At 60.7% G+C, this 13,566-nt stretch carries 10 protein-coding genes and 1 pseudogene; 2 read left to right on the forward strand and 9 right to left on the reverse strand.

Annotated features, from left to right (window positions below):
• Positions 1 to 491 precede the first annotated feature (491 nt).
• The 7 genes from ACWTPI_RS34145 to ACWTPI_RS34175 all read right to left on the reverse strand — a co-directional run bounded on the left by ACWTPI_RS34145 (position 492) and on the right by ACWTPI_RS34175 (position 10,601).
• Complete coding sequence (locus ACWTPI_RS34145; RefSeq protein WP_197090439.1) at positions 492 to 1,571, reverse strand: FRG domain-containing protein; 1,080 nt, start codon at positions 1,569 to 1,571, stop codon at positions 492 to 494.
• Positions 1,572 to 2,645: 1,074 nt separating this feature from the next.
• The gene (locus ACWTPI_RS34150) at positions 2,646 to 3,635 is read right to left on the reverse strand and encodes a hypothetical protein (RefSeq protein ID WP_059414525.1); all 990 of its coding nucleotides are present in this window, start codon (positions 3,633 to 3,635) and stop codon (positions 2,646 to 2,648) included.
• Positions 3,636 to 4,591: 956 nt separating this feature from the next.
• Positions 4,592 to 5,272: a hypothetical protein gene (locus tag ACWTPI_RS34155; protein ID WP_156174003.1), complete on the reverse strand. Its 681-nt coding sequence runs from the start codon at positions 5,270 to 5,272 to the stop codon at positions 4,592 to 4,594.
• Between the two features lie 26 nt (positions 5,273 to 5,298).
• Positions 5,299 to 6,183: a DNA-processing protein DprA gene (locus tag ACWTPI_RS34160; RefSeq protein WP_059414522.1), complete on the reverse strand. Its 885-nt coding sequence runs from the start codon at positions 6,181 to 6,183 to the stop codon at positions 5,299 to 5,301.
• A 511-nt stretch (positions 6,184 to 6,694) separates the two neighbouring features.
• On the reverse strand, positions 6,695 to 7,123 hold the full coding sequence (locus tag ACWTPI_RS34165; protein ID WP_059414520.1) for a hypothetical protein: 429 nt from the start codon (positions 7,121 to 7,123) through the stop codon (positions 6,695 to 6,697).
• Between the two features lie 209 nt (positions 7,124 to 7,332).
• On the reverse strand, positions 7,333 to 9,057 hold the full coding sequence (gene ybaL / locus ACWTPI_RS34170; protein ID WP_059414518.1) for a YbaL family putative K(+) efflux transporter: 1,725 nt from the start codon (positions 9,055 to 9,057) through the stop codon (positions 7,333 to 7,335).
• Positions 9,058 to 9,752: 695 nt separating this feature from the next.
• Entirely contained in the window at positions 9,753 to 10,601 is an 849-nt protein-coding gene (locus ACWTPI_RS34175) for an AraC family transcriptional regulator (RefSeq protein ID WP_370552870.1), read from the reverse strand.
• Between the two features lie 523 nt (positions 10,602 to 11,124).
• Between ACWTPI_RS34175 and ACWTPI_RS34180 the strand changes: the two genes are divergently transcribed.
• Both ACWTPI_RS34180 and ACWTPI_RS34185 read left to right on the forward strand, forming a co-directional pair.
• Positions 11,125 to 11,385 (forward strand): type II toxin-antitoxin system RelE/ParE family toxin, encoded by a 261-nt coding sequence (locus tag ACWTPI_RS34180; RefSeq protein WP_082080016.1) that lies wholly within the window; start codon positions 11,125 to 11,127, stop codon positions 11,383 to 11,385.
• On the forward strand, positions 11,382 to 11,705 hold the full coding sequence (locus ACWTPI_RS34185) for a helix-turn-helix domain-containing protein (RefSeq protein WP_454727993.1): 324 nt from the start codon (positions 11,382 to 11,384) through the stop codon (positions 11,703 to 11,705). Before ACWTPI_RS34180 ends, ACWTPI_RS34185 begins: the two co-directional genes overlap by 4 nt.
• Before the next feature lie 318 nt (positions 11,706 to 12,023).
• On the opposite strand, the gene ACWTPI_RS34190 is transcribed toward ACWTPI_RS34185, so the two are convergent.
• Together ACWTPI_RS34190 and ACWTPI_RS34195 are read right to left on the reverse strand one after the other, a co-directional pair.
• Complete coding sequence (locus ACWTPI_RS34190) at positions 12,024 to 12,305, reverse strand: DUF4148 domain-containing protein (RefSeq protein ID WP_082080014.1); 282 nt, start codon at positions 12,303 to 12,305, stop codon at positions 12,024 to 12,026.
• Positions 12,306 to 12,401: 96 nt separating this feature from the next.
• A pseudogene (locus ACWTPI_RS34195) lies at positions 12,402 to 12,952 on the reverse strand (MgtC/SapB family protein).
• Positions 12,953 to 13,566 lie beyond the last annotated feature (614 nt).

Genomic DNA, 13,566 nt, shown 5'->3' on the forward strand with positions numbered 1-13,566 from the left:
CATTGGCGATCGAGACTCGAGCGGCTGCAGTGGGTTGCGTCAGCAGTCCTTCAATCAACCCGGCAAAGCCGCCCGCGGCAATGGCAATATGGGAACGCGGCTCGCCAAACATCCAGCCTCATTGTGAGCTAGGGCGTGGCCGCTGGCGGGTTCGGGCGTTGAGTCCCCGGTGTGCATGCGTCGGCGGTTGATCGCCCCGCTGGCCCTAGTCGGCCGGAGCAGGCGGCGCGGTAGATGCTAGCCAATTCGGGCGCGTTTAGGATTCGCAGACGTGCTGGAAACTGGCGGCACTGTAGACGCTGGTCAGCCAGAGCGGCCCCGCGGGCGGCTGCGCACGTCAGCGCGGTTCCAGCCTCGCGGTCGGCTCGGCGTGCTGCCCGCAACTGGTACGTTCGCGACCGGCTTTCAGTGGAGTTGCATGGCGCAAATGCGCTCATGCCTCGTACGACCGATACGGGTCACGAGAATCCGACCGATCGGATGCCTTCCCCTCAAGTTGGCTTACCGAACAGGCGCTGAAGTTCATCATGCAGCGATGCAAGCTCGGGGTTGTCGTGCGCTATGGCATTAACCAAACGGGGAAGAAAGGCCTCTTCGCTGCCACACACGAGGCCAGCGAGCCAGTACCGGGCATCTTCGTAAAAATCTAGCCAACGAGCTAGTTCCATAACTGGATCATACGTGGGTCCTTTTGCATAGAAGTCCCACTCCCACTCGTCGCCGGAGAAGCTATCGAGCACTTTCCCCGGCGCCCATGTTTCAACGAAGGCGGAGGCATCTGCTATCCAGTCAGGCATGGACAGCAAGTCAACTGCTTCTCCGTTACGAAACACTGTCAACGGAATATTCGATGGGAACACGATCCGATTGAAGAGGGATTTTGAAAGCACCCCCGGGGTATCCACAAAAACTCCACGCTGTATTTCAATGCGTTTAAAGAGCGGCGGGGCCAGCAGAATACGCAGTCCCTGGTCGAGAAGCCGGTTTATGTTTTGAAAGTACACCACGCCTTGAGTCATCGATCCCTCTTGGCATGCGAAGAACACGGCAACCTCGGGATCCGGGGTGAAGTCGAGCAAACTGGTCTTGAAGCCGTAGTGCTGAGCAACTGACACATAGCTCGATGGGGGGAGCCGTAGCCCGGCCATGCCATGGCCGACAGTGGCGGTCAACCGTGAAAATGCGTCAGTGAGGTGAGAGGCGGCCGCCCGCTCATTCGGAGATACCCTAGCGATTGATGTCTCAATATCCCATGATTCGTCACGCATACCTCTAAACAGCAAGGGTCCGGCTAATCCACCAAAACCCGGTTCAGTCCCTGGACTATGGCAACATTGGGTCTGGAGTCCCTTCAGGAAAATGAACGCCGCCTCCGCAGACTCCACTGCGATTGTCATTTGGCCAGCGGCGCTAGTGATCACGGGCGCTGAAGGACGGAGGGTAGCGAAGGTACTCTTTAGTTGAGAAAGGGCTGGCAATTCTGAGTCGTAAAAAAACTCAAATGGGCCCAGTCTCCTCCCCAACGCGCTTTTACGACGGCGAAGCTCTGATAATGTCTCGATTCCACTCATTCGCATCTCCCGGCCGCGCGTTTTTGGCGCTGCGCTTTTCGTCCTCTTGATACCGAAAAGAGGCCAACGTCGGTCTTGAAGTCTACTTATATTTGGAAGTAGAAGCTTTCTGTTGTGTGTGGAACCCCACGTTGACTACGACGCGAGACGAAATGACCCCTTTAGGATTGCTCCATCGTTCGCTTTGGGTCGTCAACTGCCCCCGCGCCCGGCGTTCGTCCCCGTCTCGAGGTCGCGCGCAGACCCAGTGTGTGGCAGCCTGCCACGCGCGCGGGGCAGGGCCTGCTCCAGCGTGCAGGTATTCGGCGGCATCGAAGATTCCTGCCAGTCTGGCCGGCGCTGCCGGCGCCAGCGCGCGTTAGCGTACTCCTCGCATCGAGTTTGACTAGGCGGCATGCTGCTGGCGGTTGGTAGTGTGGGCCCTGGGCGGCCAGCCGACCGGTGCCGGCGTCGGCTCGGCTCGGGCTGCATGGTGAGCCGGCATGTCGGTGCCGGCGCTGGCGTCTTGCGTTCTTCGGGTGGTATTGGTGCCGGCAGTCGGTCGCGCCGCTGGCCCCCGCCGGCCGGTGGGCCTGTCCGTGCGTGGCGCTACAGCGAGTGCGGCGGCTTGGTCGGGAGCGTGCCTGGCCCGCGCGGGCATGCCGGCAACTGACGGCTCGGTAAAACCCGGCAGCCCGGCCGCCGCCGGGGGCCTGGACCTGCCAGGGAATTCTGAGCAGCGTGAGCGGGGAGGGTACCAGGACACGCTGCCACAATGGCCGCCACCGGCTACAGCCGGACTTCCGGACCTAACCTCTATATGGCTGGTTCAGGCTGTACTCGGCCGCTTGCAGCCTGAGAGTCGAAAGTCCACCATCGCAGAGGGCAGCCATTCGCGGTCATCTATGTCTCCTGACGTCTTGCCGTTGGACACCGGACGCTCCAGTGTGGCGGCGCAGTCGGCGGCAAGCTAGCGACACCTATTGGTCGACGCGGCCGGCGTATCACGCTGCATAGCGGCCGACCGCTTTTGGCATGGCCCGCAACTTGATAAACACCAGCCGGCATGCTGGTCAACGTGGCCAGCGCCCGCGCTCAAGCGGTTTTATCCTCGCCGGGGCCGTTGAACCCACCGGCCTTGCGCGGGACATCCCAGAAGGTGTGATTCATGTTGTGCTCGATCTCCCTAATTTGTGCCACGGCATCTTGAGCATCCTCTTTGCTGATCTTGCCGGCCTTGGTCAAGTCCCGAATTTTGGCAAGCAATTCGGTCCGTTCCTCAAAGCGCCTGCGATTCAGCTTCAGCCCGTCAATGAACATCTTGGCGGTCGCACGGAGGATCTCCGGGTACTTCTGGCAGAACTCGACTGCGGGGCGCAGAGAGTCGGTCACGTCCACCCAATTCGGGTGATGGTCTGCAAGTCGGTCGAAGTGCGCCGGCGCGATGATTCGATCGTCAGGGATGCCCGTTCCGGCGACGCCGATGTCCCGATACACCTTCCTGGCCAACTCCGAGCAGTATGCGAACTTCTTGGCCGATTTCTTGGATGGGAGGATCTTGTAAGGTTGCGCCAGGTAGAACGAACACGCGCGCATGATGTGATCGGTGTTCTCCGGCCCAACCGACGTATGTCGGATCACGCGCCACCCGGGCTCAACATCGGCAAGGACGTCAGGAATGACTCGATTCGATGCGCCGACCTTCGGGATCGCGTCGATGCAGATAAAGTCAGCATGCACGATTGCGACGTGGCTAGACCTCGCGTCCTTATAAAGGGCCTTCTGAGCCTGCGCGAGGGCTAGGTTCCCTGTCATCAAAATGAGGTCGCCAGTCTGGAACCACCCATCGAGCGCATTAAGCCCACGCGAAAACTCGTTCTCTTGCCCGCGCATCATGGCCAGGTGCAGGGCAGTCTGATGAGCCGGAATGCCGCTCATCCGCGCCATGGTCTGCAGCATAGCATCGGGCATGTTTTGCAGTTCTTCGGCGAACTTGGCAGCCTTCTCTTCAGTAGAAATTTTCCGGAACAAGTCAGCTGCGGCCAAATTGCGAGCCGCGTCTCGAATCGTATATTGTTGGGCCATCGGCCTTGTCTCCTTGGTTGAGCCAGCGGCGCACCAAACCGCAGCGGTGGGCTTCGCTTGCATAGCCCCACGATGTGGGGCGGATCAACCGCAGATCAACCCCGCCGCGTATACCTTCCGTGAGCTGCTAGCTGGGAGTGTTTGCTGTCGGTCGCCGATGCATCGATGTTGTTCGCGCCTCGATGAGGGAAATGAGCGGTACACCATGAAGTAGGATGGCTGGTATCGACTGACCGCAACCGGTTGCGCAGAGGCCAATCCGAGTGACGGTGCGTGTGACAGCAATGGGTCGATAGTGTTGAAAAACTCGATACCCATGGCGCGCGCACCGTAATCGCCAGAAGTCGACCTCTCAGATCGGCTTGTATTCCACGATCGACCGACGGTTGAGGGGTAAGGTACCTCCGGAGACGAGCAGAGAACGGCTGCCAGCGAGTTTTTCAACACTATCGGCCGTCAGCGGCCCTTCGTGCCCGGAGCTCGTCCCCGTCTCGAGGTCGCATGCCGACCCAGTGTGTGGCAGCCTGCCATGCGCGCGGGGCAGCGTCGGCTCCAGCGTGCAGGTAGTCGGCGGCGTCGAAGATTCCTGCCAGCGTGGCCAGCCCCGCCTACGCCAGCGCGCGACAGCGTACTCCCTGCATCGAGGTTGGCCCGGCAGCATGCTGTTGGCAGCTGGTGATGTTGGCCCTGGGCGGTCAGCCGGCCGGTGTCGGCGTCGCCTCGGCTCCTGCCTCATTGTGAGCCCGCATGCGGTCGCTGGCTGGTTCGCGCGGGGCTCTCCCGGGTTGCGTATGCCGCCAACTGGTGGGCCTGCCCGCGCGTGAGCACCGCGTCAGCCTTGCGTGGTGTTGCAGTGCCGGCGATCGCCAAGTCGGGCGCGTGTCGGGTCCGCATCGGCCCGCCGGCGTCGGGCGCTCATAGTTGAGGAAGACTTTCGTCACTGTATCGCCCTCGCATCAATCGTCGAGCACGTCGAAGTCGTCTGCAGCATCTGCGAAGGGATCCGGCAGAAGTCGGCGGGAGACGAAGACGCCTACGAGCCTCGCGTCCGGGAAATGCTCGCGCAGGTGCCGTGTGACGGCGGCGTAGTGCGCGCCAGTGGTGAGCATGTCATCGAAGATGAGGATCACGTCCGGTTGTGCGTCCACTTTTCCAGCCACCGCATCGAAGGTGAGGTCCTCGTAAAGCCGGTCCGGATCTCGTTTCTCCTCGCTCTTGTGGCTAGCAGCGTAGGCGCCGCTGAAGGAAAGGCAATCGCGGATGTCCAACTCGGCGCCAAGGCGGCGCGACAACTCCTCCAAGACCAGCAGCATCCTCGGGTCGTAGTCCGCGTCCGTTTTCGCCTTGGACGATGGGATCGGGATCAGCGCGACAGAATACTTCTCCAGCAGTTCTTTCCACTTCCAATGGACGGCGAAGGCCTGTGCGACCTGCTTGATCGCTTCCTGCTTGTAGCGCCAATCCGGTTTGCCGCGTCGGCTCATCCCCTTCTTCAGGTTGCTGATGAGCTGGTTCGTCGGCGAGAAATCCCATAATTTGCCGCTGGTGTGCTTATGTGGGGTGTACTCGCCCCAGAAATAACATTTGTCCTCAGCAGGGAGGTGCTCGTGGTCCGGCCGCTCAAGCTCTCCGACCAAGGTTAGGCGCCTGGGCATCGGCATGGCTACGCCATGACTCGGAGAATATCGTCGAGTTCACGGACGCGGATCGCACCGAGCTTTTCATACTTCGCTGGCCACGTAATGGCCTGGTTGTGGAAGTTGCTCTCCAAGATGAACAACTTCCGCCCTTGCTTCAGGGCGGCCTGCGCCTGAATCAAAGTACCGGACGTCTCGCTGGCTTCGATGATGACCGTCGCCTCGCTGAGCGCGGACATGGTCTTATTGCGCTCAGGGAAGAACAGTCGGTTCCACTTCGGCGTCTGTGCACTGTATCGCAGCACCGGCACTTGGCTGATGAGCAAGTACTCGGATGCGATACGGTGCTGGAGACACTCGTTCTCCTTCGGGTAAACCTCGGAGATTGGCGTGCCGATGACAGCGATCGTGCGCCCGCCACATTCGATGGCGGTCTCGTGCGCGATAGTATCGACGCCCTGCGCAAGCCCCGACACGATGGTGAAATCGTGTTCGACGAGACCACGCACGAGTTTCCGCGTGCGACGTGCGCCCTCATCACTGACCTTGCGGGTCCCTACTACCGCGATGCGGCGCGGCGCTTCTGCGAGCTCCCACGAGCCAAGGAAATACAGAAGTTCGACTGGCTCGATGGCTTCGCGAAGACGGGAGGGATAGTCGTGCGCACCGTTGATCCGTACCCCGAAGCGCTTGATGCCGCGGCTGGCCAGATGTTCCACCACCTGATTCGCGGTACGCTCGGCGACCTCGACCTCCACCAAGTCGGACGGCAGGCTGCCCGGGTGTTCCCCGAACAGATCTGCCAGGCGTTTCATGGTGGAACTGGGCTGCTGCCACAAATACTCGTACGCCCCGATCTCGATCCGCGTGTCAATTGGCTTTTCCGACAGAAAGTCGGCTACGGTGCTCATGGCGCTCTCAATTTTGTGCCTCTGATAGCCCAAATATACCGTACCTTACCGGTTCGCCCTCCTGTCGCCTTGGGCATCGGGCATCGGGCACTGGGCGACCAAGACCGTTGACATCCACCTCCCCCTCTCGCTGATGCTCGCCGGCCGAGGCCGGAAAGGGGGGGGGAGTTCCTACTGCGCCACGTGATGCTCTACGTAGTCGTTTGTCTGGTTTGGTCTATGAGCGACGACAATGACATTCGGCACCCCAGCATTCGGCGCAAGCTGTGGAGCAGTGCGCTATGGTCGCCGTCCACTTTGCTGGAAGCTGTGGCGTTGCTCCCATTGAGATCGTCCGCTAGTACATGGAACACAGCCGACGCCACATTAACGGCCGTAACGGACGCCTTCGGCGTCTGCGCTATCCTTCCTCGCCCTGAAGGACGAGGCCTGCCGCGCCAAGGGTCATCACGCTCGCGACCGTACGCGAACCCCGTGATGCCGGATCCTATCTCGAATCGGCCGCCTGCTGTCAGGCCATTTCATTGGCAGCTTCACCAGCCAGCGCGACTTCCGTCTCGTCGGTCACCATGCTTTCCGCTATCGTAGCGTCGGCTTCGGAAACCATATCGCCCAGACCGATGACGACCGTGATATTTGGTGTCCAGTTCTTGCGGTCGGTGCTGACCTCGGCAAACGTGGTCACCGTTGCGGTGTAGCCCTGCGATCTGAGGTCGTCGGCTAGCCGATGCGCTCGCGGTTCCAGCGCCACCTTCGGATTGTCTTCGCTGATTTCGAGTACCAGTCTGGTCTCGAATTCTTCCTTGCCCCTCTGGATTGCCGTTTGCATTGCCTTGAGTTGCTTATTCGCGAGCGCGACGAGCTTGCTGTATCGGGATTCTTCCTGGCTGGCGCGCAGTGCCTTGGCGGCGTTGATGATTTCGGTGCGGTCCACGAACATGATTACCTTTCGAGGTGAAGGGAGAGGAAGCACGGGCACCGCACGGGCTTGACTTCAGGAGTCAACTTTTCCGGGATGCGGCTAGTACTGTATAAATATACAGTACCAACCTACTAACCGGCAAGGAGTAAGCGAAAGTGCCTGGTAGCAGAAGATCTGGTGAATCGCGCTACCGTTGGCCATACGGAATCGCGCCGAGGGATCGGTACTCAAGCGTGACCAGTGGCCGAATGATTCGACTGCGGCGCGAACCGTTGGAGAACATGGTGGACCATGCTTTTTGCCAGTTCCTCCTCGCCGAAGAAGACCGTTCCGATTCCCTCCTTGCGCAACATCAGTGACTCGTCTTCATTGTGCGTGCGCATCACGATCTCGATTCCCGGGTTAAGGGTGCGCGCCGTGTCGGCCATCTGGCGGACATTGAGCGAATCGGGCATTGCCACCACGAGCATGGCCGCGTCGGCAATGTGGGCCTGAATCAATACCGAAGGATCCGCAGCATTGCCCCACACTGCCACCATGCCCTTCTTGCGTAAGTCCTCAACCAGTTCCCGGTTCTGTTCCGCCACTACATAGGGGATGCCGCGGGCGTCTAGTGAACTAGCGATCCGCTTGCCCACCCGACCGTAGCCCACCAGCACGACTTGGCCCTCCAGATACTTGCGCTCTGTGGTCGTAGGCAGTTCGGCGTAGGGGTCGCCTCGTTGCTCCAGACGGCGAGCCAGTTTCGAGCGTCGGAGTACCCATCGGCGCAGCGGCTCGATGGCTGCGAAAAGCATAGGATTCAGGGCAATAGAAATGAGCGCGCCGGCCAGCACCAGGCTCATGCCTTCGGCGGGCAGCAGGCCAAGGGAACGTCCCAGGCCGGCCAGGATGAACGAGAATTCGCCGATTTGCGCTAGGCTGGCAGAGACAGTCAGCGCGGTGTTGAGCGGGTAGCGGAAGGCCAGGACGAGGGCCAATGCCGCAATGGATTTACCGAGGATAATGATGGCCACCACGCCGAACACGTGCACCGGCTTTTCCATCAGGATAGCTGGTTCGAACAGCATGCCCACCGACACAAAAAAGAGAACGGAAAAGGCATCGCGTAGTGGTAGGGATTCTTGAGCGGCTCGATGGCTGAACTCAGATTCCCGCATGACCATTCCGGCGAAGAATGCTCCCAGAGCAAAGGAGACGCTGAAGAGCTCGGCTGCACCGTAGGCAATGCCAATGGCGCCAGTGATTATCGATAGGGTGAACAACTCGCGTGAGCCCGTACTCGAGATTTGCCACAAGAGCCAGGGCAGCACGCGGCGGCCAACGATGAGCATCAGCGCAATGAAGGCGGACACCTGCAACAACGTCTGCCCAATGGTCGTCCACAAGGGTCTCGATTCGGCTGGCGGTACCGCCACGGTGCCGCCCAGGAAGTTGGTCAGCGGCGGCAGCAAGACCAACACCAGCACGGTGGCCAAGTCTTCGACCACCAGCCATCCGACCGCGATGCGGCCGTTCATGCTCTCGAGTGCGCCACGTGTTTCTAGGGCCTTGAGTAGCACCACGGTACTGGCGCATGATAGAGCCAGGCCGAAAATCAAACTGCTGCCCCAACCCCACCCCCACCACCACGCGACCAGCAGGCCCAGCACCGTAGCCAATGCCATCTGCAGCAGGGCACCTGGTACAGCGATGCGTTTAACTGCCAAGAGGTCATTGACGGAGAAGTGCAGGCCGACACCGAACATCAGCAGCATGACACCTATCTCGGAGAGCTGGGAGGCCAGACGCACATCGGCCACGAAACCGGGCGTGCTGGGGCCGATGATGATTCCGGCGACCAGATAGCCGACCAGCGCCGGTACCTTGACTCGCTCGGCAAGGAAACCAAGCATCAAGGCGATGCTGAAGCCAGCGGCGAGCGTGGTGATCAGGGGTATGCTGTCTTCCATTCAGGGGCCGCGAAAGTTGAGTGAACGGGGTCCTCGCGGCCGCTGCAGCGGCAGCCGTGGCTTGTACCGCGAATATCACGAACTCGACCACGCAGCACAAGGATATCGCATAGGCTGCTGACGCCACGGCTGCGATGTCATTTTCATTCCGAATGGGGTATGCGCAGCGCGGCGTCACTGCCTGAGCAGTGGCGAGTAGCTCTATAACAGCCCACATGGAGCCGCGATCGCACGGCACGCACATCAGCACTGGGAGCGCTTTGCGGCCGATAATGCGGCCGCGTGTGGACGGCCGGCATCGGCATTTGTGGGCTTGGCCGGCCTGGTGCCCTCTGGGTGCGACGTCCGAGCCGTCAAAGCGGCGTAGCCGTGTGACTTTGACCCCTGGGCGCGGCAAGCTTCGTCCTTCAGGCCGAGGAAAGACAGCGCGGACGCCGACGGCGTCCATCACGGCTGTTAGCGTCGCCCCGAGCGACATCGCGATCGCGCTGAGCCGGTTTCTGGGCGTGCCGGTGGAATCCGTTCCTGCCGATCGCGCGCAGGCCCATTTTGATTGGCTGGGCGCGATCTTCGGTGCCGATGCGCGGCTTCTAGTGCGCGCACGCGTTCGCTACTGGGCTGGGAGCCGACGGGCGCGGCGCCGTTAGAAGACATTGCCGCAGGCCAGTATCCCGGACGTTGAACGAAAGGAAGGGTTACCGACTAGCCTCTACCCGCTGCTCGCCGAGCAGGGCCAGCTTGCGCGAGCCGGCGAAGATGTCGCTCGGCTTGAGCCCATAGACCTGCCGGATCGAATGGCTGAAGTGGGTGGAATCCGGGTAGCCGGTATCCAGCGCCACGTGCGCCAGGTTGGAATCCTGTGTGACGTAATGCAGCAGGCTGCGCGCGCGCTTCCAGGTGCGGAAGCTGCGGAACGGCGCGCCCACCTCTTCCTTGAACAGATGCAGGAAGCGCGAGAACGACAGATGCGCCGACGCCGCGCAGGACTGCGCCGTGGCCGTGTCCGACGGCGCGCCGCGGATGCGCTCCACCACTGCCCCGATGCGGGGGTCCAGCGCGCGCCGCGCCAGCGCCTGCCCGAAGAAGATCTGGTCGAAGCTGCCGGCCTGCAGGTCGAGCGCCTTGCCGTGCCGGCTGAGCCAGGCGTGGGCCTGGCGCACGTGCCGGGCGAAGGCGGCGTCCTCCACCGGCCCGGCCTGCCCGCGGATCACGGCGGGCAGCCGCGCCGGGTCGATGCTCTCGGCCTCCAGCCCGATGTCGCAGATCATGCGGTCGTCGCACGCGACCGAATGCGGCATGTAGGCCGGCACCACGGCGAGTTCGGTGGCGTCCCAGCGCGTACCGTCCAGGCTGATGCGGATCGGCGCCCGCAGCGCCACGTAGATCAGCAGCCCGCCCATGGTCCGCACCGACGGCGAACCGAGCAGGCCCGCATAGAACAGCCGGTCCGGCGTGATCCACATCACCCGGCCGCCGCCGTCCGCGGCGCGGGGCGCCGGGGTCGTGGCTGGCGGGCACGCAAAGCCGCTTGCCTGCATCTGCATGTCCTTTGTCTCCTGCCGGCGCCATCCGCGCGCCCGTGAGCGCATCGTTAGTCCGGCTTGTATGGGGCAGTAGTCTGCCTCTCTCATCGGGAGGATATCTGGTAGCTACCTGATAGCTATCAGGCGACTTCGGGGAAATCACACCGCCGGAATCATCGTAATGTGACTGTTGGAGCTGGCGCAACTCGAATTTCTGGAATGCTCTCCCCGCCTTGAACACTGCGGTTTGCCGCGCCATGCCAGACCAGCGCGTGAGCGATCTGCCAGCGTCGTGTGTCGCAACAGTGTTGCCGACGGCTGCGTCGGGGGGGGGGGGGACTACGCCGGCGGACCCGAAACTGGTGGATCTGATGGTCCTATATTCCCCAGAGTCGCCCGCCAACGGCAGTCATCGGCTACCTGGACATTGAAATGCAAAATGATGCGATATAGAATCAGAAATGATGCTATATCAGATCATGATGCCAAGCTATAGGAAGCCTTTCGGTCAGTTTGTCAAGAGGGCGCATAAGCCACTCCCCAAGTGGCCATTGAGGACGAAGTAGAGGTCGTTTGTAGCAACCCGGATATCGGGGAGCCAAAGGTAGGAGACCTGGCCGGAATCTGGGTCCACAAGTTTAGGTTCCGGAGCCAAGAATACTTAGTCGCCTATCGGCCGCCAACGCCAGAGCAACGAGCCGAAGGAGTCGATGTCGAGTTGTTGATGATTGATTTTTACCAAGTGGGCTCGCACGAGAATTTCTACGCGCAGCTCAAGCTGTACTCGAAGGCAGAGAGGAAATGATGAGCACCATGACTGCAGTAGAACTGATGGAGACCCTCGGCAAGATGCCTGCCCGGGAGCGTGTGAAGTTCTTCACGCTGGTGGGGCAACAAGCATTCTCCGGTGGTAACCTGAGCCACGAAGAAGTCTTTGGCCACCTTGCCGACAATGAGTTCACGGCTGCCGAAGCCGCTGAGTACCTGGAAGTGTCAATGCCAACCTTCCGACGCTATGTGCAGGCTAAGAAGCTGGTCGCTAGCAGCGAGATTGGCCGCAGCCAACTGTTCGCTGTCTCCAACCTGAAGGCATTCAAACGCCAGTTGAAAGCCGTCAAACGCTGAGATTCTGGTATCCAGAGAAAAAGCGCGCCCAAGCGCCCTTTTTCTTTTTCGGTACTATCGGCGTCGCCAACCACTTCTGCGCGACCGTGAGGCTCGTGCTCCGACTCTGGCCTTGACTGTCTCCCGCGTGCGGCGCTTAGGAACGTCGCGACAGCACTACACTGGCGCTCGACCGGTGCGCCCCATCGCTAGCACCAGTTGGTCGCGGGAATACGAGAGCAGAACCCATCCGGCGCAATTGGAGTACCGTGTGACCATTTGGATAGACAGGAGGCCTCGCCCTCGACGGCCTTCGAGTATGTGCTCTGGTCAATTGACTTACCGATGGGCATTCGGCTCGTCATGCTTGTCAAACGCCGGATTGGCACCGTCTTTGGAATGCATCCATGCGGCATGCTCAGCCTTCTGTTGCTTTACCGTCTGCTCGCTGGGTGGGTACTCGCCGTTCTTCTTGATGAACGTTCCGTCGTGTTTGGACTTTGCGAGCTCCTTCTTGACCTCCGCACGGCTGCGACCTTGTGAGGAATCGCTGCTGCCTTGCGCAAAGGCGGGCGCCGCGATGCTGGCCGATAGAACGATGGCAAATGCGATACCTTTCATTTTATTGACTCCTGCTCCGGCTGATGCCAAATATGTGGCTTTAGGTGATTGAATCGACTATGCGATCGGGGATAGTCGCCTGCCCATTTATAGCGCTCACAGCTTGCTGTCTCGTTGACGGTTCATGACAAGTTCGTAAAGTTCATCGCAAGCGGTCTGCGCAGTTCGCACTGGACGCCCCTGCTTTTTCGATATTTGCAGAACTCGGAGAACAATAAGCGCGAAGCCGGCTGCAATGACGGTAGTCGTCGCATGCCCCATTCCGGCAGCCAGGACAATCACAGCAGCGATCCAGATGTTGGCGGCGGTCACGAAGCCCCTTGTATGCGTCCCATTGTCAGGCGTCAGGATGGCGCCACCCGCACAGAGGAACCCAATGCCCGATGTCAGTCCCTGAAGGACGCGGCTCATGTCGGCGAGTGCACGTCCGCCTGGAGAGGCATCAGGACAAAGATGCGGGCGCCCAGCGCCACGAGCATATGAGTGCGGACGCGGGCGGATTTTCCAGAATTCTCACGCTTATGCCCAGTAAGTCCCCCCAAGACGACGGATACCGTCATCCGCGTCCGGGCGACCGCTCGTATGGCTTCGGCGGCACCAGCTAGATCGGAGAACTCCGAACTCAATGTGCGAAGGGTGTCGTTCATGATTGTGCAAGTCTCCGACTGGGCGCTGATAATGGCCGCGACAGTCAATTTTTTCGATGATGACGCTCGGATTGCTGAGCCATGATGCGGCGCGATTCGGGGCGATGGGAAAGATTAACGACGTATTACATTTTGGCAATAAAGCCTCGTAGACGAGGGCCTACTTTAGAATACTGGCCATTAGCGCTCGTTTCGTGTGAGTTACTGTCCAAAGACGGTGCGCGCGATTTCCTCTCCCAGCCCCTGACAGCATGACCGATTCTTCCATTTTCGCTTCACAGCCCGCCGGCCTCCCGAAGACGCCGGACGAATTTTTGACCCGTCATCGTATTGGCGTTTGGCGTGTCGTCGTAGCATTCGTCCCGGCAAGCCTGCTCTGCGGTCATTCTCGGTGGGACGGTAAGTGAGTCTGGCCGCCAATGCTGACGCCGGGAATGGTCGGAGTGAGCCTGGCCACGGTCGGATGGCTCCGCTGCTCGCTATACCCTCCAGGGCGCAAGAACAATACCTGTCACATCGGGTCCATTTCGCTCTGCCGGCATCCGCTCCATATGTGCAACATCCTGGGCATCGTCGGATCGAGCCCGATGACTGAATCGCTGATGGTTACGGCT

The sequence above is a fragment of the Cupriavidus ulmosensis genome (assembly GCF_977008105.1).

Excerpts from the sequence above, each read along its gene's own strand:
- ACWTPI_RS34145 (WP_197090439.1), bottom strand. The coding sequence starts at position 1,571 with ATGAGTGGAATCGAGACATTATCAGAGCTTCGCCGTCGTAAAAGCGCG.
- ACWTPI_RS34165 (WP_059414520.1), bottom strand. The coding sequence starts at position 7,123 with ATGTTCGTGGACCGCACCGAAATCATCAACGCCGCCAAGGCACTGCGC.
- ACWTPI_RS34150 (WP_059414525.1), bottom strand. The coding sequence starts at position 3,635 with ATGGCCCAACAATATACGATTCGAGACGCGGCTCGCAATTTGGCCGCA.
- ACWTPI_RS34160 (WP_059414522.1), bottom strand. The coding sequence starts at position 6,183 with ATGAGCACCGTAGCCGACTTTCTGTCGGAAAAGCCAATTGACACGCGG.
- ybaL (WP_059414518.1), bottom strand. The coding sequence starts at position 9,057 with ATGGAAGACAGCATACCCCTGATCACCACGCTCGCCGCTGGCTTCAGC.
- ACWTPI_RS34175 (WP_370552870.1), bottom strand. The coding sequence starts at position 10,601 with ATGCAGATGCAGGCAAGCGGCTTTGCGTGCCCGCCAGCCACGACCCCG.
- ACWTPI_RS34185 (WP_454727993.1), top strand. The coding sequence starts at position 11,382 with ATGATGAGCACCATGACTGCAGTAGAACTGATGGAGACCCTCGGCAAG.
- ACWTPI_RS34190 (WP_082080014.1), bottom strand. The coding sequence starts at position 12,305 with ATGAAAGGTATCGCATTTGCCATCGTTCTATCGGCCAGCATCGCGGCG.